We start from the raw sequence: 19,007 nt of genomic DNA, 5'->3' as shown, positions 1-19,007 counted from the left end.
ACAGATGCGAAAGGTTCACCATGGGACGCGTTGACGGCAAGGTCGCCCTGATCAGCGGAGGAGCGCGCAACATCGGCGGCGCCAGCGCCCGACTGCTGGTCGCCGAAGGCGCCAAGGTCGTCATCGGCGACCTGCTCGACGAGGAGGGCGAGGCACTCGCGGCAGAGCTGGGCGACGCGGCCCGCTACGTGCACCTCGATGTGACCAAGGACGAGGACTGGCGCGCAGCGGTGGAGTTCACGGTCTCGGAGTTCGGCAAGCTCGACGTGCTGTTCAACAACGCCGGGATCTTCAACGGCGGACCGATCAACCGCTACAAGGCCGACCTCTGGCACCAGATGCTCGACGTCAACCTCACAGGCGCGTTCCTCGGCATGCGCGCGGCCAGCGACGCGATGATCGCCGCCGGTGGTGGCTCGATCATCAACACGTCATCGATCGAGGGTCTGCGCGGCACCCCGTGGGCACACGGATACGTCGCCTCGAAGTGGGGCCTTCGCGGTCTTACCAAGTCGGTCGCGCTCGAGCTGGCCCCGCACGGCATCAGGGTCAACTCGATCCACCCGGGACGCATCAGCACGCCGGCGACCGACGCGATGCCCGACGACATGATCCCGATCCCGCTGGGACGACCCGGCAAGCCCGAGGAGGTGGCGACGTTCGTGCTGTTCCTGGCCAGCGACGAGTCGTCGTTCTCCACCGGTGCCGAGTTCGTCATGGATGGCGGCACCGTCTCACTCATCCCCACCAAGCTCTGAACGAGGAACCATGTCCACACCCTCCGGTCTCGTCGTCCCCGAAGCCCTGCCCGCCTCCAGCACGCCCGCTGACGAGACCTTCGACGTAGTCGTCGCGGGATTCGGCATCGCTGGCGGCTGCGCTGCCCTCGAGGCCGCCCGTGCCGGCGCGCGAGTGCTGCTGCTCGAGAAGTCCGCCGTCCACGGTGGCACCTCGTCGATGTCCGGCGGCCACTTCTATCTCGGCGGCGGCACCGCCGTACAGAAGGCCACGGGTCACGAGGACTCGGTCGAGGCGATGTTCGCCTACCTCATGGCGAGCACGAAGGATCCCGACGAGGACAAGATCCGCGCGTACTGCGAAGGCTCCGTCGAACAGTTCGATTGGCTGGAGGCACTCGGCTTCGAGTTCGAGCGCTCCTTCTATCCCGAGAAGGCCGTCATCCAGCCCGGCACCCAGGGGCTCATGTTCACGGGCAACGAGAAGGTCTGGCCCTACCGCGACGAGATCCAGCCCGCGCCGCGTGGCCACAAGGTCCCGGTGCCGGGTGACACCGAGGGCACCAGGATCGTGATGGACCTGCTGCGCACCAAGGTCGAGGAGGCAGGTGTCGACGTCCGCTACGAGACCGGCGTGACCAACCTCGTCATCGATGGGGACGTCGTGGTCGGCGTCGCGTGGAAGTCGTTCGACCGGACGGGTGTCGTCGCGGCGTCGTCGGTCGTCATCGCGGCCGGCGGGTTCGTGATGAATCCCGACATGGTGCAGAAGTACACGCCGGCACTCGGCGAGAAGCTGTTCACGCTCGGCTCGACGTACGACGACGGCCTGGGTATTCGTCTCGGCCAGTCGGTCGGCGCGGCCCTGGAGCACATGGAGGAGCCGTTCATCACGGCGCCGTTCTATCCGCCGTCACAGCTCGTCAAGGGCCTCGTGATCAACAAGCTCGGCAAGCGCTTCGTCGCCGAGGACAGCTATCACGCCCGCAGCAGCTATCACGTGATGAAGCAGCCCGATTCGGCTGCGTACCTCATCGTCGACGCCGAGCACTACGCCGAGCAGCTGATGCCACTGGTGCCGCTCAAGGACGGCTACGAGACGGTCGAGGAGATGGCCGAGGGGCTCGACATCCCCGTCGAGGTCCTGCGCGAGACGCTCGACACCTACAACGCCAACGCCGCCGAGGGCGAGGACCCCGACTTCCACAAGCACCCCGACTGGCTGGCACCGCAGACGACGGCACCGTGGGCCGTGCTCGACCTCACCCTGGGTGTCGCGCTGTATGCCGGGTTCACGATCGGCGGCATCGCCACGACCGTCGATGGACAAGCTCGAAGGAGCGACGGCTCGGTCATACCGGGCTTGTACGCCGCCGGCGCCTGCGCCTCCAACATCGCGCAGGACGGCAACGGCTACTGCTCCGGCACGCAGCTCGGCGAGGGCTCGTTCTTCGGCCGCCGCGCCGGCAAGCACGCCGCATCGGCGCAGGTCGGCGCATGAAGACGCGGCTGAACTGCCCGTGCTCGGTGCAGATCGTCGGCACCGACGAGGACGACCTCGTGGCCAAGGTCCAAGAACACCTGGCAGCCGATCACCCGGGACGTGAGTACGACCGCGACATGATCCTCTTCATGGCGTTCTAACCCGTGAGCGGTGAGTTCTCAACCGAATGGGCGCTGTTCCAGGTGAACGGTGAGTTCTCAACCGAATGGGCGCTGTTTGGGTTGAAGAGTCACCGATGCTGCCGTACGAGGGCCTTTCGGTTGAGGATCCACCGCTCCTGCAGGGGGCCTAGCCGCGGAACTTGCGCTCGTACCTCATCCTGATCGTCTTGCGGATCACGTCGTAGTGTTCAGCCGTGCGGGGGAACTCCTGCACGTTGGGCCCCATGCTGAACTTCTTGCGCACGGTGCTCTTGGCGTACGTGAACTCACGCAGTCCCGCATCGCCGTGGAAGCGGCCGAAGCCGGAGTCGCCGACCCCGCCGAACGGCACGGACGGCATGCCGACGAACGACAGCACGGCGTTGACCGTGACACCGCCGGCGCGCATGCGGCCGGCGATCTCGGCTCCGCGCTTCCTGGAGAACACCGAGGCGCCGAGGCCGAACGACGTGCTGTTGGCCTGGCGGATCGCGTCGTCGACGTCCGTGGCGGTGTTGATGACCACGACCGGCCCGAACGTCTCCTCGCAGACTGCGGGGTTGTCCTCGGGCACGTCGACCAGCACGACGGGATGTACGAAGGGCGGCTTGACCGACTCGGGTCCGCCGACGAGAGCCGTGGCGCCACCGGCAACAGCCGCGTCGATGTGGCGTCGCACGATCTCGACCTGCCCGGGGGTGATCATCGGGCCGTAGCTGACGCCGTCGTCGAGCCCGGCGGTGACCTTCTCGGCCTTCGTGCGCACCAGCTCGAGGAACTCGTCGCGTACGGCGCGTACGACGTAGACACGCTCGACGCCGACGCACGCCTGGCCGCCGTTGAAGAACGCCCCCCAGACGACGGCAGTCGATGCTGCCTCGAGGTCGGCGTCCTCGGCGATGATCGTGGCGTCCTTGCCGCCGAGCTCCAGCACGACGGGCGTGAGGTTCTCGGCACAGGCCGCCATGACTCGGCGTCCCGTCGGGACCGATCCGGTGAACGCCAGCTTGTCCACGCCTGACTTGCAGAGGGCAGCGCCCGTCTCGCCGAGTCCGTGCACGTAGCTGAGGACACCGGCGGGAGCGTCGGGATTGGCCTTGTGGAACCCGTCGATCACGAAGGCGCCGGCACCAGCGCTGAGCTCGCTGGGCTTGACGATCACGGTGTTGCCGGCGGCCAGGGCGCAGGCTGCGCCGCTCAACACGGTGTAGATCGGGACGTTCCACGGCGTGATGATGCCGACGACGCCGAGAGGCTCGTGCACGACATCGGCGGCGAAGTTGGTGAAGGCGATGCCAGGTGCGACCTTGCGGCGCCTGAGCACCCGCTCGGCGTTCGCGGCGGTCCAGCGGATGTCCTCGAGCCCGGCGATGAACTCCATCTGCACGTCACCGATGGGGCGAGCCGTCTCGGAGTTGCCCAGCGCGTAGATCTCTTCGGCGTGGGCCGCGAGCCAGCGCACCCAGCGGGTCATGATGCGCTGGCGACCGCCGAATCCCTGTGCTGCCCACCAGACCTGCGCCTCGCGAGCCTGGTCGAGGAGCTCGGCGATGTCACCGGACGTGTGGATCGGATAGCTGCCGACCACGGCTCCCGTGCCGGGATTGACGACGTCGAACGTGTCTGCGGTGACGGGAGTCGATTCACGCTGCGTGGTGGTCATCGGCGGCCTGCTTTCGTGAGAGCCCATGAGACATGAGCCGAGGGTAGAACATGTTCCACATATCTGGAAGAGTGACTGGACAAGTGTCCAACGCAGCACGACGCTTTGCCGGAACTCCTTGACCATTGATTGCTCAACTGGTCTACTTCACGTCCTAGGACGCTACTTTTCAGGGAGACTACATGACCGCGTCAGATCACGACGTGCATGCCGAGACCAAGATGACCGTGCACGAGCGCGACTTCGCCACGCTCGCCGAGCCGATCGCCGCCTGGCTCTCCGCAACGTCCCCGGACGACGCGCCCGTGACGATCGCGAACCTGCACGCACCGCAGGGCGGTGGCATGTCGAGCGTGACTCTGCTGTTCGACGCCGACGGTGAGCCGCTGGTCGCCCGGATGCCACCGGAGGACACATCGTTCCCGGTGTTCCCGTCGTACGACATCGTCCAGCAGTTCGAGGTCATGAAGCTCGTCGCCGAGCACAGCGACGTTCCCGTGCCCGACATCGTCGGTGTGGAGGAGACCGGCGACGTCGTCGGCGCCCCGTTCGGGGTCATGCGGTCTGTCCGCGGACGGACCCCGACGGACAACCCGCCGTACGTCTTCGGCGGCTGGCTGATGGAGGCCACTGCCGAGGAGCGACGGACGCTCCAGGACGGCACCGTCAAGGCGCTCGCTGGCATCCACGGCATCGCCGATGCGCCGACGGTGTTCTCGACCCTGGCGCCCGAGGGTGAGCCGCTGCGGGCGCACGTCGACGCGCTGCGTGCCTACTACGAGTGGACCCGCTCCACCGACGGCCTCCGCATCCCGGTCATCGAGCAGGCCTTCGAGTGGCTCGAGGCTCACTGGCCGGCCGATCCGGGCCCCGGAGTGCTCAGCTGGGGGGACGCGCGCCCCGGCAACATCATCTTCGACGAGCTCACGCCGGCTGCCGTGATCGACTGGGAGATGGCCGCCATCGCCCCGCGTGAGGTCGACCTCGCATGGTCGGTGTTCCTCCACGTCTTCTTCCAGGACATCGCCAACGTCTTCGAGATGCCCGGCATCCCCGACTTCTTCCGCCGTGACGACGTCGTGGCGACGTACGAGGAGCTCAGCGGGCACACGGTGCGCGACTTCGACTGGTACATCGTCTACTCGTCGCTGCGCCACGCCGTGGTGATGAGCCAGGTCAAGCGGCGGATGATCCACTTCGGCGAGGAGCTGCAGCCTGAGGAACCGGACGGTTACGTCATGCATGCCGCGCTGATGAAGAAGCTGCTGGAAGGGACGTACACATGGGCCTGATGCCGACCGCGATGGACGAGTACCCGATCCATCAGGCGCCACTGCCGATCGCCAGGCCGGACAGCAGCGACCGCAACTTCTATGACCGCTGCTACCTCAACGCGCACGACAAGCTCGGCGAGGTCTTCCTGATCGCCGGTGTCGGCACGTACCCCAATCTCGGCGTGAAGGACGCGTTCGCAGCCGTACGCGTCGAGGACCAGCTGTTCTCGCTCAACCTCTCCGATGCCCTCGACGCTCGCAGCCTGGAGCAGCAGGTCGGTCCGTTGAAGCTCGACGTGCTCGACCCGCTCAACTCGCTGCGGCTGACCTGCGAGAACGAGCACATCGGCATCGACCTGACCTGGACGGGATCGTTCCCCGCCGTGCTCGAGCAGCGCCACATCATGCTCGACGCGAACGACCGGCCGACGCTCGATGCGCAGCGCTTCGCGCAGGTCGGCACCTGGGCGGGCTCGTTGCAGGTGGGCGGCGAGTCGTACGACGTCAGCGACTGGACCGGCACCCGTGACCGTTCGTGGGGGATCAGGCCGATCGGTGAGCCCGAGCCCCCTGGCCGTGCTGCGGAGCAGGCACTCGAGGGTTTCTGGTGGCTCTACGCACCGCTGCAGTTCGACGACTTCGCGGTGATCGTGATCATCCAGGAGCAGCCGGACGGCTTCCGTACGCTGAACGACGCCGTGCGGGTGTTCCCTGACGGCCGGGTCGAGCAGCTCGGCTGGCCGCGCATCGAGATCGACTACGCGTCGGGCACCCGCATCCCGACCGGAGCACGCATCCACCTGACGACGCAGCGGGGCGAGGAGCTGCTGATCGAGGTGGAGTCGCTGTCATTCGTGCCGCTCCACATCGGCTGCGGCTATGGCGGCGACCCCGAATGGACCCACGGACTGTGGAAGGGCAAGGACTGGATGAGCACTGCGACGTACGACCTCACCCAACCCGACGTGATCGGGCGGTTCCCGTGGGGCGTGATCGACCACTCGGCCCGCGCGACGTGCAACGGCCAGGTCGGCCACGGCCTCTTCGAGCATGCCAGTGTCGGTCGACACGACCCGACCGGTTTCGCCGACTACATGTCGGTGGCACCGTGAAGCGCGATCTCGAGGGCAAGGTCGTCGTCCTCACCGGTGGCGGCCGTGGCATCGGCGCCTCGACGACCAAGCTGTTGACCAGCGCCGGCGCGACGATGGCGATCTGCGACCTCGACGAGGCGTCGATCAGGGAGTCCGGCGTGTTCGGCCGGGTGGTCGACGTGACCGATCGCGCCGCGTTCAAGGCGTTCCTCGACGAGGTCGAGGCCGAGCTGGGTCCGGTCGACGTGCTGATCAACAACGCCGGCATCATGCCGCTCAACCGCATCGAGGACGAGACGGATCGAGCGACCCACGACATCATCGGCCTCAACCTGATGGCCGTCATCTATGCCACGAAGGAGATGGTCACCCGCATGAAGAAGCGGGGGACGGGTGGGCAGATCATCAACGTCTCCAGCGCCGCGGGTCGCATCCCGATCGCGGGCGCGTCGACGTACGTCGCCAGCAAGCACGCCGTCAGCGGGTTCTCCAACTCGCTGCACATCGAGTTCAAGGCCGACAAGACGCCGATCCAGATCTCGGTCGTGCACCCCGCGATGGTGCACACCGAGCTTGCCACCGGTTTCCGGGCCAACAAGGGGCCGGCCAAGCCCGTCACGCCCGAGCTGGTCGCCGAGGGGATCCTCTCGGCGATCCGCAAGCCGCGCCCCAACATCTACGTGCCCAGGAGCCTCGGCCCATCGGTGCGGTCGGGCGCGCTGATCCCGCGTCGTACGGGCGAGTGGCTCAACAAGGTGCTGGGCGGCGAGCGGGCGGCGCTCGACGCGCTCGACGACCCGCAGCGCAAGGCGTACGAGGAGCGCGCTGCCAAGAGCGCTCCCGCGGTCGACAAGGAGTTCCGCGACTAGGTGGCCGGGCCCTCGAAACGCGGATCCATGTGGGGGACGAGTGACCACAGGGTGTTGGCGGCGTTGCTGAGCTCGGCGGCGCTGACGCCCTCGAGCTGCTCGCTCCACTGCGTGACGAGCTGGCGAAGGGGACGCTCGGACATCTCGCGCCCCTTGTCGGTCAGCACGACCAACCGTGACCGGCCGTCGTTGGGGTCGTCGACCCGCTCGATCAGGCCGAGGCGCTCGATGCGCCTCAACGTCTTGGACATGCCGCTGGTCGTCTGCAGGATCACGTTGCTCAGCTGCGTCGGCGACATCGTGTATGGCGGCCCCGCAAACACCAGGGCGGTCAGGACCGAGTGCTCCGAGATCTCCAGCCCCTCGGGTGCGATCACACCCTGGATCGACGACTCGACCAGGCGGCCCAGGTGCAGCAGCGTCAGGTGGATCAGGGCGACGTCCTGGTTGACGTCGGGCAGCGTCGCCTTCACGGCGTCGTGCAGCTCGAACGGCGGTACGACCCGCGGGGTGGTCTCGTCGGCTGGCACGGTGAGCTCCTGTGAGTGCGAAGTACTAACGTCCTGAGACGCTATCAACCGATGGCCCCGCTATGAAGGAGCGCACCTCGTGAGATCACTCACCCGCCGACCTAGGATGACGAGATGACCCGAGGCGCGCTGACGGCCTCGATCGGCGCGGTCGTGTTCCTGGTCGCGGTCGTTGCAGGCTGCCTGGTGCTGGTCTCGCGCGGCTCCACGGCGCAGCCGGGCTATCTGCCTGCCCCGGCTGGCTCGGTCGCGGTCGCCCCTCCCGCTGCCGGCACAGGCAGTCCGGTGTCGCCGACGTGGCTGGCCGACCAGGTCGCCAGGACCGGCATCGGCTCGGTTGCCGTTGACGCGTACGCCCGGGCAACTCTTCGCCTCGCGGCCGAGCGGCCGTCCTGCCACCTCGGGTGGACGACCCTGGCCGCCCTCGGCTGGGTCGAGACAGGTCACGGTACGCATGGCGGCGCCGCGCTGCGAGCCGATGGGACGACGACGCATCGGATCCTCGGACCTGCGCTGAGCGGTGCGGGCGGGCTTGCCGCGATACGTTCCGACGCCGAGTCCGCGTCATGGCACGGTGACTCCACGTGGGACCACGCCGTCGGCCCGCTCCAGTTCATCCCGTCGACCTGGCGTCGCTGGGGGTCGGACGGCAACGGCGACGGCGTCAGCGACCCCAACAACATGTTCGACGCGGCCTACACGGCCGGGCGCTACCTGTGTGCGTCGGGCGTTGACCTGCGCACGGGACAGGGGTGGAGTCGCGCGGTGCACTCGTACAACCACTCGGAGGAGTACGTACGCAGCGTGCTTGCGCAGGCCAATTCGTACGCGACTCGGTGACTCCTAGGATTCACGCATGCGCGCCGTGATGTACGAGTCGTTCCAGCAGCTCCCCGAGGTCGTCACCGTCGACGACCCCGCATGCCCCCAGAGCGGTGTGGTCATCCGGGTCGAGGCGACTGGTCTGTGCCGCAGCGACTGGCACGGCTGGATGGGTCATGACTCCGACATCCGTCTGCCACACGTGCCTGGGCACGAGCTCGCTGGGACGATCGTGGAGGTCGGGCCGAACGCCCGAGGCCTGAGCTCGGGCGACCGGGTCACGACGCCTTTCGTGATCGCCTGCGGTCGGTGCGCCACGTGCAAGCGCGGTGACCAGCAGGTCTGTGAGGATCAGCAGCAGCCCGGGTTCACCCAGTGGGGCTCGTTTGCCGAGTACGTCGCCATCGATCGCTCCGACGCGAACGTCGTCTCCGTGCCCGGCTCGATGAGCATGGAGGTGGCGGCGAGCCTCGGCTGCCGGTTCAGCACGGCGTACCGAGTCGTAACTCAGGTCGGACTGGTCGAGTCCGGCGAATGGGTCGCGGTGCACGGCTGCGGCGGCGTCGGGCTGTCAGCCGTCATGATCGCTGTGGCCCGCGGTGCCAGGGTGGTCGCCATCGACCTCGCACCGGAGTCACTCGAGCTCGCGACCAAGCTCGGAGCGGTTGCCACCATCAACGCGAACGAGGACGTGGTTTCGCAGGTCTGGGACGTCACGGGAGGTGGAGCCGATCTCTCCCTCGACGCTCTGGGGAGCGCCGACACGATGGTCAACTCGCTGCGCTCGCTACGTAGGCGAGGTCGCCACGTCCAGGTCGGTCTGCTGGCTGGCAAGGACTCGTCAGCGCCGGTGCCGATGGATCTGGTGATTGGCTCAGAGCTGCAGGTGTTGGGCAGTCACGGAATGTCGGCGTGGTCGTACCCGGCGATGATGGCCGAGATCACCGATGGGCTGCTGAATCCGCAGCTGCTCGTACGTGACCTGATCACCCTCGACGAGGCACCCGTACGTCTTGCCGCACTCGGCGAGCCGGGAGCCGGAGTCGGTGGCGTGACGATCATCCGTCCCTGAGGATCTTTTCCATCGGCTTGCCCTTGGCGAGCTCGTCGATCAGCTTGTCGAGGTAGCGGAGCTTTTGCATCAGCGGGTCCTCGATCTCCTCGACCCGGATGCCGCACACGACGCCGGTGATCTGCGAGGCCTTGGGGTTGATCGTGGCCTTGGCGAAGAACTCCTCGAAGGTCGTCTCGTTCTTGAGGTGACGACGCAGGGCGGCCTGGTCGAAGCTCGTGAGCCAGCGGATGATCTGGTCGACTTCGCGCTTGGTGCGGCCCTTCTTCTCAGCCTTGGCCACGTAATGCGGATAGACCGAGCTGACGGGGATCGTGAAGACTCTGTGCACGGGCTCAGCCTAGTGAGAGAGGGAACGCATGTCGCCGAGGATGGAGTCTGTCGAGTCATCGAGTGTTGTCGCGGTCGGATACGACTCGGCGACGAACGAGTTGTGGATCGAGTTCGAGGGTGGCTCGACGTACGCGTACTCCCTGGTCCCTCCGTCCGTCCATCAAGAACTGCTCCAGAGCGGCTCGATCGGCCGGTACGTCAACCTCACCGTCAAGCCCCGATACGCCGCCCGCGAGGTCTAGGAGACTGCTGGGCGCGGCTCTCTTCAGCGTGCCTTCAGCGACCATCGGTCAGACTGGTCGGGTGCGCATCCTGATCGTCGACGACGAGGTCTCCCTCGCCGAAGGTGTTCGACGGGGCCTGGTGGCTGAAGGATTCGCCGTCGACGTCGCCCACGACGGGATCGACGGGCTCTGGCTCGCGCGCGAGAACACGTACGACGCGATCGTCCTCGACCTGATGATGCCGGGTATGAGCGGATGGAAGGTCTGCGCTGCCCTGCGGGACGAGGGTGACTGGACACCGATCCTGATGCTGACGGCACGTGACGGCGACCAGGACCAGGTCGAGTCGTTCAAGGGCGGAGCAGATGACTACGTGACCAAGCCCTTCGCGTTCTCGGTCCTCGTCGCTCGTCTGCACGCACTGATCCGGCGAGGCGCACCGGAGCGGCCGGCCGTACTCACAGCTGGCGACCTGAGCCTGGATCCCGGGACGCGGCGAGTGGTCCGTGCCGAGGCGGAGATCGACCTGACAAGCCGTGAGTTCGCGGTGCTGGAATACCTCTTGAGGCATGCCGGGCAGGTCCGGTCAAAGAGTCAGGTGATCGGCAACGTCTGGGACGACGACTTCGACGGTGATCCCAATATCGTCGAGGTGTATGTCGGACACCTGCGCCGCAAGATCGATCGCCCGTTCGGGCGGACGGCGATCGAGACCGTACGTGGTGCTGGTTATCGGCTGGCGGCCGACGGTGGCTGACCGTTTGCGGCCGCGATCGCTGCGGGCACGCGTCACGCTCGGTGCCGTCGTCATCGTCGCGCTGGCTCTCGGAGCCGGTGCGTACGCGTTCAGCGCCGCGTTGTCGCACAGCCTCCGTGCCGATGCCGAGAACGCGGCCGAGCTGCGGGTGGAGGCACTCGCAGCGGAAGTCGAGACCGACGGGGTGGATGCGATCACGAGGCTCGACGATGAGGCTGCGGTTCTGGTCGCGAGGGACGGGTCAGTCCTGGCCAGGTCCGAGGAGGTGGAGGGCGCCACCCTTCCAGTTCGTGATGAGCCGTTCGAGATGACGATCGACGACGAACCCGCGCTCGTGGTGAGTGAGGACCTCGAGGACGGTCGCATCGTCGTACTGGCTCATTCGCTGGAGGTCGACGATCAGGTCGGCGGCACGGTGAGAAGGCTGCTGCTGCTCGCCATTCCGGCGCTGCTGGCGCTGGTCGCCGCGACGGTGTGGTTCGTGGTCGGCCGGGCGCTCGCTCCAGTCAGTCGAATTCGTCAGGAAGTTGATCAGATCGGGGCTGATCGGCTCGACAGCCGTGTGGTCGAGCCAGACTCGGGCGACGAGATCGCCCGACTGGCCAGCACGATGAACCGGATGCTGGCCAGGCTGGACGAGTCGCAGCAGGCGCAGCGGCGGTTCGTCTCTGACGCGTCCCATGAGCTGCGGTCTCCCTTGGCTACGCTCCGGCAGCACGCCGAGCTCGCACACGCTCATCCCGCCATGACCAGCACATCCGAGCTCGCCGACGTGGTGCTCGGGGAGGGCGCGCGCTTGCAGTCCATCGTCGAGTCGATGCTGTTGCTCGCCAAGCTCGACGAAGGAGCGCCGGATGGGTTCACCCAGGTCGATCTCGACGACCTCGTGCTCGCGGAGGTGACGCGGTTGCGATCAACCGTTGCACGCGACAAGACGGTGGACGGATCGGCAATCGGCGCGGCCCGCGTCTCTGGTGATGCCCGGCTGCTCGGCCAGCTCGTACGCAATCTCGCTGACAACGCGGCACGCCACGCATCCAGTCGCATCGAGCTCGGTGTGGCCGAGGTGAACGGAAACGCGGTCGTCAGCGTCGACGACGATGGCGCCGGGATCCCTGAGGCCGAGCGCGAGCGGGTCTTCAAGCGTTTCGTGCGACTCGACGAAGCAAGGGCTCGCGAGGCGGGTGGCAGCGGACTGGGTCTCGCGATCGTACGAGCGATCGCTCGTGCCCACGGCGGAGACGTGACCATCGAGACGTCGTCACTTGGCGGCGCGCGCGTCACCGTCGCGTTCCCGACGTCTTCCTGAAGGGCGCTTCAGGCTGCTTCAGGATGGGTTCAGCGGCACCGCCGCAGGCTGGAGTCATGACCAACACAGACGAAACCCAGACCACTCCCACCAACCCGACGACTACGTCCTTCTGGCACCGCAAGCCCACGCTGTGGGTCGGCGGAGGACTCGCCGCTGCGGCCCTTCTCGCCGGCGGCGTCGGCCTCGGCACTGCCGTGGCTGACGGCGACGACGATGACCGCCCCGTCGCCACCCAGCCCGTGAACAACGACGCCGACGACGACTCACCCGTGCCGGTAGGCGGCGGCTCCACCTACGGAGCCACCGATGCCTCGGACATTGCTGGCATCCTTGCCTCGGCTGCGAAGGCTTCGAACGGCACGCCGACCTCCATGGAGGCGAACCGCGACGGGTCCTGGAGCGTTGACTTCGAAGCCTCGAACCGAGACGAGACCACGGTCCTGGTCGCGGCGGACGGCAGCGCGTCGATCGTACGGACTGACGTCGCCGACGGCGACGACGCGAACGACCCGGCACCGGCGGGCACGCTGACCGCGCAGACCATCGCCGATGCCGTAAAGGCCGCGCTGCGAGAGGAGCAGGGAACCATCATCGGGATCGACCTCGACGACGACCCGGCCGAGGCCTACTCGGTGCAGGTGCTCACCAGCAACGGCTCGGAGCCCGAGATCGACCTCAGCACCGGATTCGACGTCACGAAGGTCGACAACGATTGAGATACGACGAGAGCCCCTGACCAGCAGCTGCCGGTCAGGGGCCCTCGTCAGGCCCGGGCTACTTCACCTCGGACCGCATCACCATCCGCAGGCCGATCGCCGTCGGGATGACGAGCCAGATGATTCCAGTGACCCCGAGGTTGGCCCACTCCTCGCCGGTCAGGTGACCGTTGAACAGCGCACCCTGGGCGTAGTTGAAGTCGATCCACGGCCAGACGTCCTCGAACCAGTCCTGGAAGTTCGCCAACGCCATGAACAGGCCGGGCAGGACGAACGAGATCACGAAGTAGCCGACGATCGCGCCGGGGGAGTTGCGGATCACGAGGCCGAGCATGAAGCCGATCAGCATCCCGAGCACGTTCGCCAGGATGATCAGGAGGAACTCCTGCAGGCTCACGTCCCACGTGGTGTCGACGCCCGCGATGGCCGAGCCGAGGACATTGCCGAGGGCGCCCACCACGAGAGCGAGCACCATCGAGCCGACCGCGACGGTCAGGGTCGCGAGGACCTTCGAGCCGATCACCCTCGCACGGTTCGGCACCAGCGTGAACGTCGTGAGCCCGCTGCGCTGCGTCCATTCGCTGGTCACCGAGAGGATCGCGACCATTGGCAGGATCACCGCCATCGGGAAGCCGATCGCCGCGGCGAAGGCCTCCTGGGTCAGCTCGTCGTCCGGGGCAAACAAGATCGTCGCCGTCGTCGCCAGCACGGCGGCGATGGCGATGCTCATCATCAGCCAGAACCCCGAACGGGTGTCGAACATCTTCTGCAGCTCGACGCTGACGAGTCGTGTCGTCGGGATCGGCTGGGCCTGGGCGGCCTGACGCGCGGCGGACTGTGCCGGCGCCTCGAGGGTTGCGGTGCTCATGCTGCTGCTCCTTCTCGCTGGGTCTCTGCGGTGAGCTCGAGGAACATCTCCTCGAGGCCGGCGTTGTCGGCCGACTTGAGCTCGGTGAGGGCGACACCGGCCGCGAGTGCGACCTTGCCGACCTGCGCGGGCTCGGCGTCCGTACGGATGGCTCCGTCGGAGGTGGGGGTGCTCACGATGCCCTCGGCCAGCAGGGCGCGGGCCAGCTCGGAGGCCGAGTCGGCCCGGGCGACGGTGCCGGCGGCGTTGAGCAGCTCGGCCTTGGTTCCCTGGGCGACGATCTTGCCGTTGCCGATCACCACGATGTCGTCGGCGATGACCTCGATCTCGTGGAGCAGGTGTGACGAGAGCAGTACGGTGCCGCCCTTGTTGGCGTAGTCGCGGAGGAGGTCGCGCATCCAGCGGATACCGGCCGGGTCGAGACCGTTGGCCGGCTCGTCAAGGATCAGTACCTCGGGGTCGCCGATCAGTGCGGTGGCGATGCCGAGCCGCTGGCGCATGCCGAGGGAGTAGTTGCGTACGCGGCGGTCTGCCTCGGTGTCGGTCAGGCTCACGGTGTGCAGCATGTGCTCGACGCTGAGCTTCGGCAGGCCCATGGTGCGCTGGGCGAGGGTCAGGATCTCGCGGCCCGTACGACCGGCGTGCTGGGCCGAGGCGTCCAGGAGGACGCCGACCTTCAGCCCGGGGTTGGGCAGCTCGGCGAACGGCTGACCGTCGATCAGCGCGTGGCCCGAGGTTGGCACGGTGAGACCGACCATGACCCGCATGGTGGTGGACTTTCCGGCGCCGTTGGGGCCCAGGAATCCGGTGACTCGCCCCGAGCGTGCGGTGAACGAGACGTCATCGACGGCGGTGAAGCCGGCGTACTTCTTCGTGAGGGAATCGACTGTGATCATGTCCCGAAGCCTCGCGGCAACGGGGATATCGCCACATCGGGGACAACGCCGGAGTGACCCCCAGCCGAACCCTGACCCGCCCTAAGGGATCACCCGTTGTAGGAGACCGGGAGCGTCTTGATGCCGTTGAGCCAGCCCGAGCGGAGGCGCGAAATCTCGCCGGTCTGGGTGATGTTGGGAGCGAGATCGGCGAGCGCGTCGAAGATCAGCTTGATCTCGGCGCGGGCGAGGTTGGCGCCGATGCAGTAGTGGGCGCCGTGTCCGCCGAACGCGAGGTGCGGGTTCGGATCACGCGTGATGTCGAACGTGAAGGCGTCGGTGAACACGTCCTCGTCGTGATTGGCGCTGGCGTAGAACAGAGCGACCCGCTGGCCGGCCTTGATCTGCACGCCGCCGAGCTCGACGTCCTCCAGGGCGGTGCGCTGGAAGGACGTGACCGGTGTCGCCCAGCGGATGACCTCGTCGATCATCGTGGCGGGCCGCTCGCGTACCCACAGGTCCCACTGATCGGGGTTGTTGAAGAACGCCAGCATCCCGTGGGTCGTGGCGTTGCGGGTGGTCTCGTTGCCTGCCACGGCAAGTGCGATGACGAAGAAGCCGAACTCGTCGTCGGTCAGGCCGCGGCCACCGTCCTCGCCGGACTGCACCAGCTTGGTGACGATGTCGTCGCGCGGGTTGGCCTTGCGGTCGGCAGCCAGGCCCATCGAATACATCAGCACCTCGGTCGCCGCTGCCGCTGGGTCGTTGTCCTCGCGCGCCAGGTCGGCGTCCTCGGCGCCGGTCATCTGGTTGGTCCAGTCGAAGATCTTCTGGCGGTCCTCGGCCGGGATGCCGAGCATGTCGCCGATGACCTCGAGGGGGAACTGCGAGGCCACCTGGTCGACGAAGTTGCCGGAACCTGCCGCGACGGCGTTGGTCACGATGCGGCGGGCGCGCTCCTCGAGTGCGTCGTCGAGGGCGCCGATCGCACGAGGCGTGAATCCGCGGCTGATGATCGAGCGCAGCGCGGTGTGGTCGGGCGCGTCCTGGTTGATGATGACGACCTGGGTCATCTCCACCGACTCGCGGGTGGACGTCTCGGGGAGGCGGATGATCACGCCGTTCTCGCGGCTGGAGAAGACCTTGCTGTTCTTGGACACCTCGGCGATGTCGGCGTGCTTGGTCACGGCCCAGTAGCCGGTGCCGGCGTCGGGGTGCATGCCTGCCCGGGCGACCTCGGTCTGCTCGACCCAGTGGATGGGAGCCGTCTGACGCAGGAGCGTGAACTCCTCGTGGGGCACGCGCTCGAGGTTGAGGTCGGGATCGGTGAAGTCGAAGCCGGTGGGGAGGGTGTCGATCGTCATGGGGGCTCCTCGGCGCGGTGGCCATACAGATCAGAGATTGTGGATGAACAGAATCACGAATGTGTATGGTGGTCAAGTGAGGTCACATGGTTGGGGAGGTCGCCCGCCGCTCGATGCCGACGAGGCGCGCGCCCGGATCCTGACCGCCACCTGCGAGAGGCTCGCAGAGTCTGGCTCCACCAGCACCGCCGAGATCGCCGACCTGCTCGGGGTCACCCGGCAGACCGTCTACCGCTACTTCCCGACGACCAACGACCTGCTCAACGCCGCGGCGATGTACGCGGTGAACGAGCTCCAGGAAAATCTGGTGGGCCACGTCGCGGCCGCGTCGAAGGGTGACCCTGCCGAAGCGGTCGTCGAGGTCGTCGCGTACGTCTACGAGCACCTCCGTGACGATCCGGCCCTCAAGCGGCTCGTCGCCCCGGGCCAGATCAGCACCACGATCGCCGAGCTCACGGCACCGTCGTCGATCGCCCTGGGCGGCAAGCTGCTCACCGACATCGACATCGACTGGTCAGGGATCGGCCTGACCCAGGACGAGCAGCTTGAGCTCGTCGAGCACCTGCTGCGGACCCTGCAGTCGTTCTTCCTCGATCCCGGTGACCCGCCGCGTACCGGCGACGACCTCCGGGCCTACCTGCGTCGCTGGGTCGCCCCGGCACTGCGCGAGAGGACCTAGGTCAGCCCATGGTCAACAATGTCTTCGAGCCCGCGATGCTCGGCCCGGTCCAGCTACGCAACCGTACGGTCAAGGCGGCGACGTTCGAGGGACGTACGCCCGACAGCCTCGTCACGGACGAGCTGATCGACTATCACCTTGCTCCGGCCCGCGGTGGTGTCGGCCTGACCACGGTGGCATACCTCGCCGTTGCGCCTGAAGGGCGTACGCAGAAGGAAGTCATTGTCGTCAACGACAGGTCGGCGCCCGGGCTGCAGCGGCTGACGGACGCGATTCATGAGACGGGGGCCAAGATCGCCGGCCAGCTCGGCCATGCCGGTCCTGTCGCGAACGGCCGGTCGAACGGCGTGCACGCACTTGCTGCGTCGCGGATGCCGTCACCGCTGAGCATGCAGATGATCAAGTCCGCCACGGCTGCCGACATCGTGCGGGTGACGAAGGACTACGTACGTACGGCTCGCATCATGGCCGACACCGGTTTCGACGTGCTCGAGATCCACATGGCGCACGGCTACCTGCTGAGCTCGTTCCTCGCCAAGGGCCAGAACCGTCGCAAGGACGGCTGGGGCGGGTCGCTGGACAACCGGGCGAAGTTCGCGCGCGACGTCGCACGGGTCGTGCGCGAGGAGGTCGGCGACGCGGTGGCCGTCACCGCCAAGATCGGCATGACCGAAGGTGCGCGAGGGGGATTCTCGATGCCGGAGACGCTGGAGTTCGCGCAGATGCTGGAGGCCGACGGTCATCTCGACGCGCTCGAGCTGAGCGCCGGCAGCTCGCTGCTCAACCCGATGTACCTGTTCCGCGGCGACGTACCGCTCAAGGAGTTCGCCGCCACCATGCCGGCATTCGTACGGCTCGGGCTCAAGACGCCGATGGGCAAGAGCTTCTTCAAGGCCTATCCGTTCGAGGAGGCGTTCCTCCGCGAGAAGGCGTTGCAGTTCCGGGCGGGACTCACGATGCCGCTGATCATGCTGGGTGGCATCAACGACAAGTCGACGATGGACCGGGCGATGGTGGAGGGCTTCGAGTTCGTGGCGATGGGCCGGGCGCTGCTCCGAGAGCCCGACCTGGTCAACCGCATGCAGGCCGGCGAGACCACCAAGGGTGTCTGCATCCATTGCAACCAGTGCATGCCCACGATCTACAGCGGCACGCGCTGCACCGTCTTGGAGGACGCGGTGTGAACACGTTCTTGTGGATCTTGCAGGGCCTGCTGGCTGCGATGTTCCTGGTGGCGGGAACCCTCAAGCTGACCCAGACTCACGCCAAGCTCGAGGAGATCATGCCGTGGGTCAAGGACTTCTCGACCCCCGTCGTGCGCTTCGTGGGCGTGGCAGAGCTTGCTGCAGCGGTGGGCCTGATCCTGCCGGCGGCGCTCGACGTCGCACCGTGGTTGACTCCGCTCGCCGCGTCGGGCCTGGCCCTGCTGATGGCGCTGGCTGCAGTCTTCCACGCTCGCAAGCGGGAGTGGCCTGAGCTGACGCTCAACGTCGTTGTGGTCGCGTTGGCGCTGGTCGTGGCGATCTGCCGGTTCGGCCCGAATGCGTTCTAGCGCTGTGCAGTGAGGAATTCGCTGCCAAGCCGAAGAACTCCTAATGCACCGCCTCGTTGCTCCGAACGCTGGGACAATGGTCGCGTGGCAACCGAAGAACCGAGCGCGTTCGAGCTGCGCGCCAATCCGAGCGTCGTGTGGAGGCCGATTGTCCTCTACATGGCCTTCGGAGCCGCGTTGAGCGGTTGCGCAGTCTTCACAAGTCTCGATCTTGCGGAGTCCGCCAGAGAAGCGATTGGGGATTTCCTACTCCTCGCGGTGTTTCTCGGCGGCGTTCTGATCCTAATCACTGTGCCCTACTGGCTTTGGGCTGCCGGCAGGACAAAGTATGTGGTCAGTGCAGGCAAATTCCAGGTACGTGTGGGCCGCAAGGTCGTCGCTTCATGGGAGCTGTCGGACATACGTGCCGTGCGCCTGGAATCCCCACCAGATTGGATGGATTTGGTGACGCCTTTGAGTATCGGCGACGGACTCTTTCCGAGAGTCACGTTCTTCAACGACACAGGACGAGTCGCTTCTCGTCCAATAATGCTCTGGGACTACAGCACGGCGAGCTCGGCGGAGCGGGCGCTGATTTCGGCTATCGCCTCCAATCACTAGTGGCGTAGGCGAGCCACGTTCT

General features: G+C 66.9%; 22 protein-coding genes. 16 read left to right on the top strand and 6 right to left on the bottom strand.

The features are described from left to right. The first annotated feature begins 20 nt into the window (after positions 1–20). From ABD683_RS02105 to ABD683_RS02095, 3 genes are read left to right on the top strand one after another with little or no spacing between them, the layout of a single operon-like run. Positions 21–758, top strand: a complete 738-nt coding sequence (locus ABD683_RS02105; RefSeq protein WP_344766881.1) for a glucose 1-dehydrogenase — start codon at positions 21–23, stop codon at positions 756–758. Positions 759–768: 10 nt separating this feature from the next. Next, positions 769–2,238, top strand: coding sequence for an FAD-binding protein (locus ABD683_RS02100; RefSeq protein ID WP_344766879.1), 1,470 nt, complete (start codon positions 769–771; stop codon positions 2,236–2,238). After that, a complete protein-coding gene (locus ABD683_RS02095) occupies positions 2,235–2,381 on the top strand; it encodes a DUF1059 domain-containing protein (RefSeq protein WP_344766877.1) in 147 nt (48 codons plus the stop codon). Before ABD683_RS02100 ends, ABD683_RS02095 begins: the two co-directional genes overlap by 4 nt. Before the next feature lie 148 nt (positions 2,382–2,529). Here ABD683_RS02095 and ABD683_RS02090 read toward each other — a convergent pair whose 3' ends face one another. Beyond that, on the bottom strand, positions 2,530–4,044 hold the full coding sequence (locus tag ABD683_RS02090) for an aldehyde dehydrogenase family protein (RefSeq protein ID WP_344766876.1): 1,515 nt from the start codon (positions 4,042–4,044) through the stop codon (positions 2,530–2,532). A gap of 182 nt (positions 4,045–4,226) precedes the next feature. On the opposite strand from ABD683_RS02090, the gene ABD683_RS02085 reads away from it, so the two are divergent. The 3 genes from ABD683_RS02085 to ABD683_RS02075 are packed head-to-tail and all read left to right on the top strand — an operon-like array spanning position 4,227 to position 7,281. Further along, positions 4,227–5,336 (top strand): phosphotransferase family protein, encoded by a 1,110-nt coding sequence (locus ABD683_RS02085; protein WP_344766875.1) that lies wholly within the window; start codon positions 4,227–4,229, stop codon positions 5,334–5,336. Further along, positions 5,327–6,430, top strand: coding sequence for an Rv3169 family protein (locus ABD683_RS02080; RefSeq protein ID WP_344766874.1), 1,104 nt, complete (start codon positions 5,327–5,329; stop codon positions 6,428–6,430). Before ABD683_RS02085 ends, ABD683_RS02080 begins: the two co-directional genes overlap by 10 nt. Further along, positions 6,427–7,281 carry an SDR family NAD(P)-dependent oxidoreductase gene (locus ABD683_RS02075; RefSeq protein ID WP_344766873.1) on the top strand — a complete coding sequence of 285 codons (855 nt, stop codon included), beginning with the start codon at positions 6,427–6,429 and terminating at the stop codon, positions 7,279–7,281. The genes ABD683_RS02080 and ABD683_RS02075 overlap by 4 nt, the downstream gene beginning before the upstream one ends. Here the strand turns inward: ABD683_RS02075 and ABD683_RS02070 are convergent. Continuing rightward, a complete protein-coding gene (locus ABD683_RS02070; protein WP_344766871.1) occupies positions 7,278–7,811 on the bottom strand; it encodes a MarR family winged helix-turn-helix transcriptional regulator in 534 nt (177 codons plus the stop codon). The genes ABD683_RS02075 and ABD683_RS02070 overlap by 4 nt on opposite strands. A gap of 114 nt (positions 7,812–7,925) precedes the next feature. On the opposite strand from ABD683_RS02070, the gene ABD683_RS02065 reads away from it, so the two are divergent. Together ABD683_RS02065 and ABD683_RS02060 are read left to right on the top strand one after the other, a co-directional pair. Then, positions 7,926–8,651, top strand: a complete 726-nt coding sequence (locus ABD683_RS02065; RefSeq protein ID WP_344766870.1) for a lytic transglycosylase domain-containing protein — start codon at positions 7,926–7,928, stop codon at positions 8,649–8,651. Positions 8,652–8,667: 16 nt separating this feature from the next. Next, complete coding sequence (locus tag ABD683_RS02060; RefSeq protein WP_344766868.1) at positions 8,668–9,705, top strand: zinc-dependent alcohol dehydrogenase family protein; 1,038 nt, start codon at positions 8,668–8,670, stop codon at positions 9,703–9,705. Here the strand turns inward: ABD683_RS02060 and ABD683_RS02055 are convergent. Continuing rightward, a complete protein-coding gene (locus ABD683_RS02055) occupies positions 9,692–10,036 on the bottom strand; it encodes a DUF2200 domain-containing protein (RefSeq protein WP_344766867.1) in 345 nt (114 codons plus the stop codon). The two genes, ABD683_RS02060 and ABD683_RS02055, sit on opposite strands and share 14 nt — an antisense overlap. A gap of 28 nt (positions 10,037–10,064) precedes the next feature. Between ABD683_RS02055 and ABD683_RS02050 the strand changes: the two genes are divergently transcribed. The 4 genes from ABD683_RS02050 (at position 10,065) to ABD683_RS02035 (ending at position 13,047) form a co-directional block, all read left to right on the top strand. After that, positions 10,065–10,280: a KTSC domain-containing protein gene (locus ABD683_RS02050; protein ID WP_344766865.1), complete on the top strand. Its 216-nt coding sequence runs from the start codon at positions 10,065–10,067 to the stop codon at positions 10,278–10,280. Positions 10,281–10,341: 61 nt separating this feature from the next. After that, positions 10,342–11,019: a response regulator transcription factor gene (locus ABD683_RS02045; RefSeq protein ID WP_344766864.1), complete on the top strand. Its 678-nt coding sequence runs from the start codon at positions 10,342–10,344 to the stop codon at positions 11,017–11,019. Further along, on the top strand, positions 11,012–12,328 hold the full coding sequence (locus ABD683_RS02040) for a sensor histidine kinase (RefSeq protein WP_344766862.1): 1,317 nt from the start codon (positions 11,012–11,014) through the stop codon (positions 12,326–12,328). Before ABD683_RS02045 ends, ABD683_RS02040 begins: the two co-directional genes overlap by 8 nt. A gap of 56 nt (positions 12,329–12,384) precedes the next feature. Continuing rightward, positions 12,385–13,047, top strand: a complete 663-nt coding sequence (locus ABD683_RS02035; RefSeq protein ID WP_344766861.1) for a PepSY domain-containing protein — start codon at positions 12,385–12,387, stop codon at positions 13,045–13,047. 58 nt (positions 13,048–13,105) lie between these two features. Here the strand turns inward: ABD683_RS02035 and ABD683_RS02030 are convergent, their stop codons facing one another. The 3 genes from ABD683_RS02030 to ABD683_RS02020 all read right to left on the bottom strand — a co-directional run bounded on the left by ABD683_RS02030 (position 13,106) and on the right by ABD683_RS02020 (position 16,154). Beyond that, entirely contained in the window at positions 13,106–13,915 is an 810-nt protein-coding gene (locus ABD683_RS02030) for an ABC transporter permease (protein WP_344766860.1), read from the bottom strand. Next, positions 13,912–14,811 carry an ABC transporter ATP-binding protein gene (locus ABD683_RS02025; RefSeq protein ID WP_344766858.1) on the bottom strand — a complete coding sequence of 300 codons (900 nt, stop codon included), beginning with the start codon at positions 14,809–14,811 and terminating at the stop codon, positions 13,912–13,914. The genes ABD683_RS02030 and ABD683_RS02025 overlap by 4 nt, the downstream gene beginning before the upstream one ends. Before the next feature lie 89 nt (positions 14,812–14,900). Then, positions 14,901–16,154: a cytochrome P450 gene (locus ABD683_RS02020; RefSeq protein WP_344766856.1), complete on the bottom strand. Its 1,254-nt coding sequence runs from the start codon at positions 16,152–16,154 to the stop codon at positions 14,901–14,903. Between the two features lie 76 nt (positions 16,155–16,230). Between ABD683_RS02020 and ABD683_RS02015 the strand changes: the two genes are divergently transcribed. The 4 genes from ABD683_RS02015 (at position 16,231) to ABD683_RS02000 (ending at position 18,985) form a co-directional block, all read left to right on the top strand. Then, complete coding sequence (locus ABD683_RS02015; RefSeq protein WP_344766854.1) at positions 16,231–16,833, top strand: TetR/AcrR family transcriptional regulator; 603 nt, start codon at positions 16,231–16,233, stop codon at positions 16,831–16,833. 8 nt (positions 16,834–16,841) lie between these two features. Continuing rightward, positions 16,842–18,017, top strand: a complete 1,176-nt coding sequence (locus ABD683_RS02010) for an oxidoreductase (RefSeq protein WP_344766852.1) — start codon at positions 16,842–16,844, stop codon at positions 18,015–18,017. Beyond that, a complete protein-coding gene (locus tag ABD683_RS02005) occupies positions 18,014–18,385 on the top strand; it encodes a DoxX family protein (protein ID WP_344766850.1) in 372 nt (123 codons plus the stop codon). The genes ABD683_RS02010 and ABD683_RS02005 overlap by 4 nt, the downstream gene beginning before the upstream one ends. Before the next feature lie 84 nt (positions 18,386–18,469). Further along, positions 18,470–18,985, top strand: a complete 516-nt coding sequence (locus ABD683_RS02000; protein ID WP_344766848.1) for a hypothetical protein — start codon at positions 18,470–18,472, stop codon at positions 18,983–18,985. Positions 18,986–19,007: the final 22 nt, after the last annotated feature.

This window comes from Aeromicrobium panaciterrae (assembly GCF_039537165.1).
Lineage (GTDB): Bacteria > Actinomycetota > Actinomycetes > Propionibacteriales > Nocardioidaceae > Aeromicrobium > Aeromicrobium panaciterrae.
Note: the sequence above shows the minus strand (reverse complement) of the source record. Positions and strands in the feature narration are given on the sequence as shown.

Bases quoted from the DNA above. Each gene is read 5' to 3' on its own strand.
- ABD683_RS02105 (WP_344766881.1), top strand. From the start codon at position 21: ATGGGACGCGTTGACGGCAAGGTCGCCCTGATCAGCGGAGGAGCGCGC.
- ABD683_RS02100 (WP_344766879.1), top strand. From the start codon at position 769: ATGTCCACACCCTCCGGTCTCGTCGTCCCCGAAGCCCTGCCCGCCTCC.
- ABD683_RS02095 (WP_344766877.1), top strand. From the start codon at position 2,235: ATGAAGACGCGGCTGAACTGCCCGTGCTCGGTGCAGATCGTCGGCACC.
- ABD683_RS02090 (WP_344766876.1), bottom strand. From the start codon at position 4,044: ATGACCACCACGCAGCGTGAATCGACTCCCGTCACCGCAGACACGTTC.
- ABD683_RS02085 (WP_344766875.1), top strand. From the start codon at position 4,227: ATGACCGCGTCAGATCACGACGTGCATGCCGAGACCAAGATGACCGTG.
- ABD683_RS02080 (WP_344766874.1), top strand. From the start codon at position 5,327: ATGGGCCTGATGCCGACCGCGATGGACGAGTACCCGATCCATCAGGCG.
- ABD683_RS02065 (WP_344766870.1), top strand. From the start codon at position 7,926: ATGACCCGAGGCGCGCTGACGGCCTCGATCGGCGCGGTCGTGTTCCTG.
- ABD683_RS02060 (WP_344766868.1), top strand. From the start codon at position 8,668: ATGCGCGCCGTGATGTACGAGTCGTTCCAGCAGCTCCCCGAGGTCGTC.
- ABD683_RS02050 (WP_344766865.1), top strand. From the start codon at position 10,065: ATGTCGCCGAGGATGGAGTCTGTCGAGTCATCGAGTGTTGTCGCGGTC.
- ABD683_RS02035 (WP_344766861.1), top strand. From the start codon at position 12,385: ATGACCAACACAGACGAAACCCAGACCACTCCCACCAACCCGACGACT.
- ABD683_RS02030 (WP_344766860.1), bottom strand. From the start codon at position 13,915: ATGAGCACCGCAACCCTCGAGGCGCCGGCACAGTCCGCCGCGCGTCAG.
- ABD683_RS02025 (WP_344766858.1), bottom strand. From the start codon at position 14,811: ATGATCACAGTCGATTCCCTCACGAAGAAGTACGCCGGCTTCACCGCC.
- ABD683_RS02020 (WP_344766856.1), bottom strand. From the start codon at position 16,154: ATGACGATCGACACCCTCCCCACCGGCTTCGACTTCACCGATCCCGAC.
- ABD683_RS02010 (WP_344766852.1), top strand. From the start codon at position 16,842: ATGGTCAACAATGTCTTCGAGCCCGCGATGCTCGGCCCGGTCCAGCTA.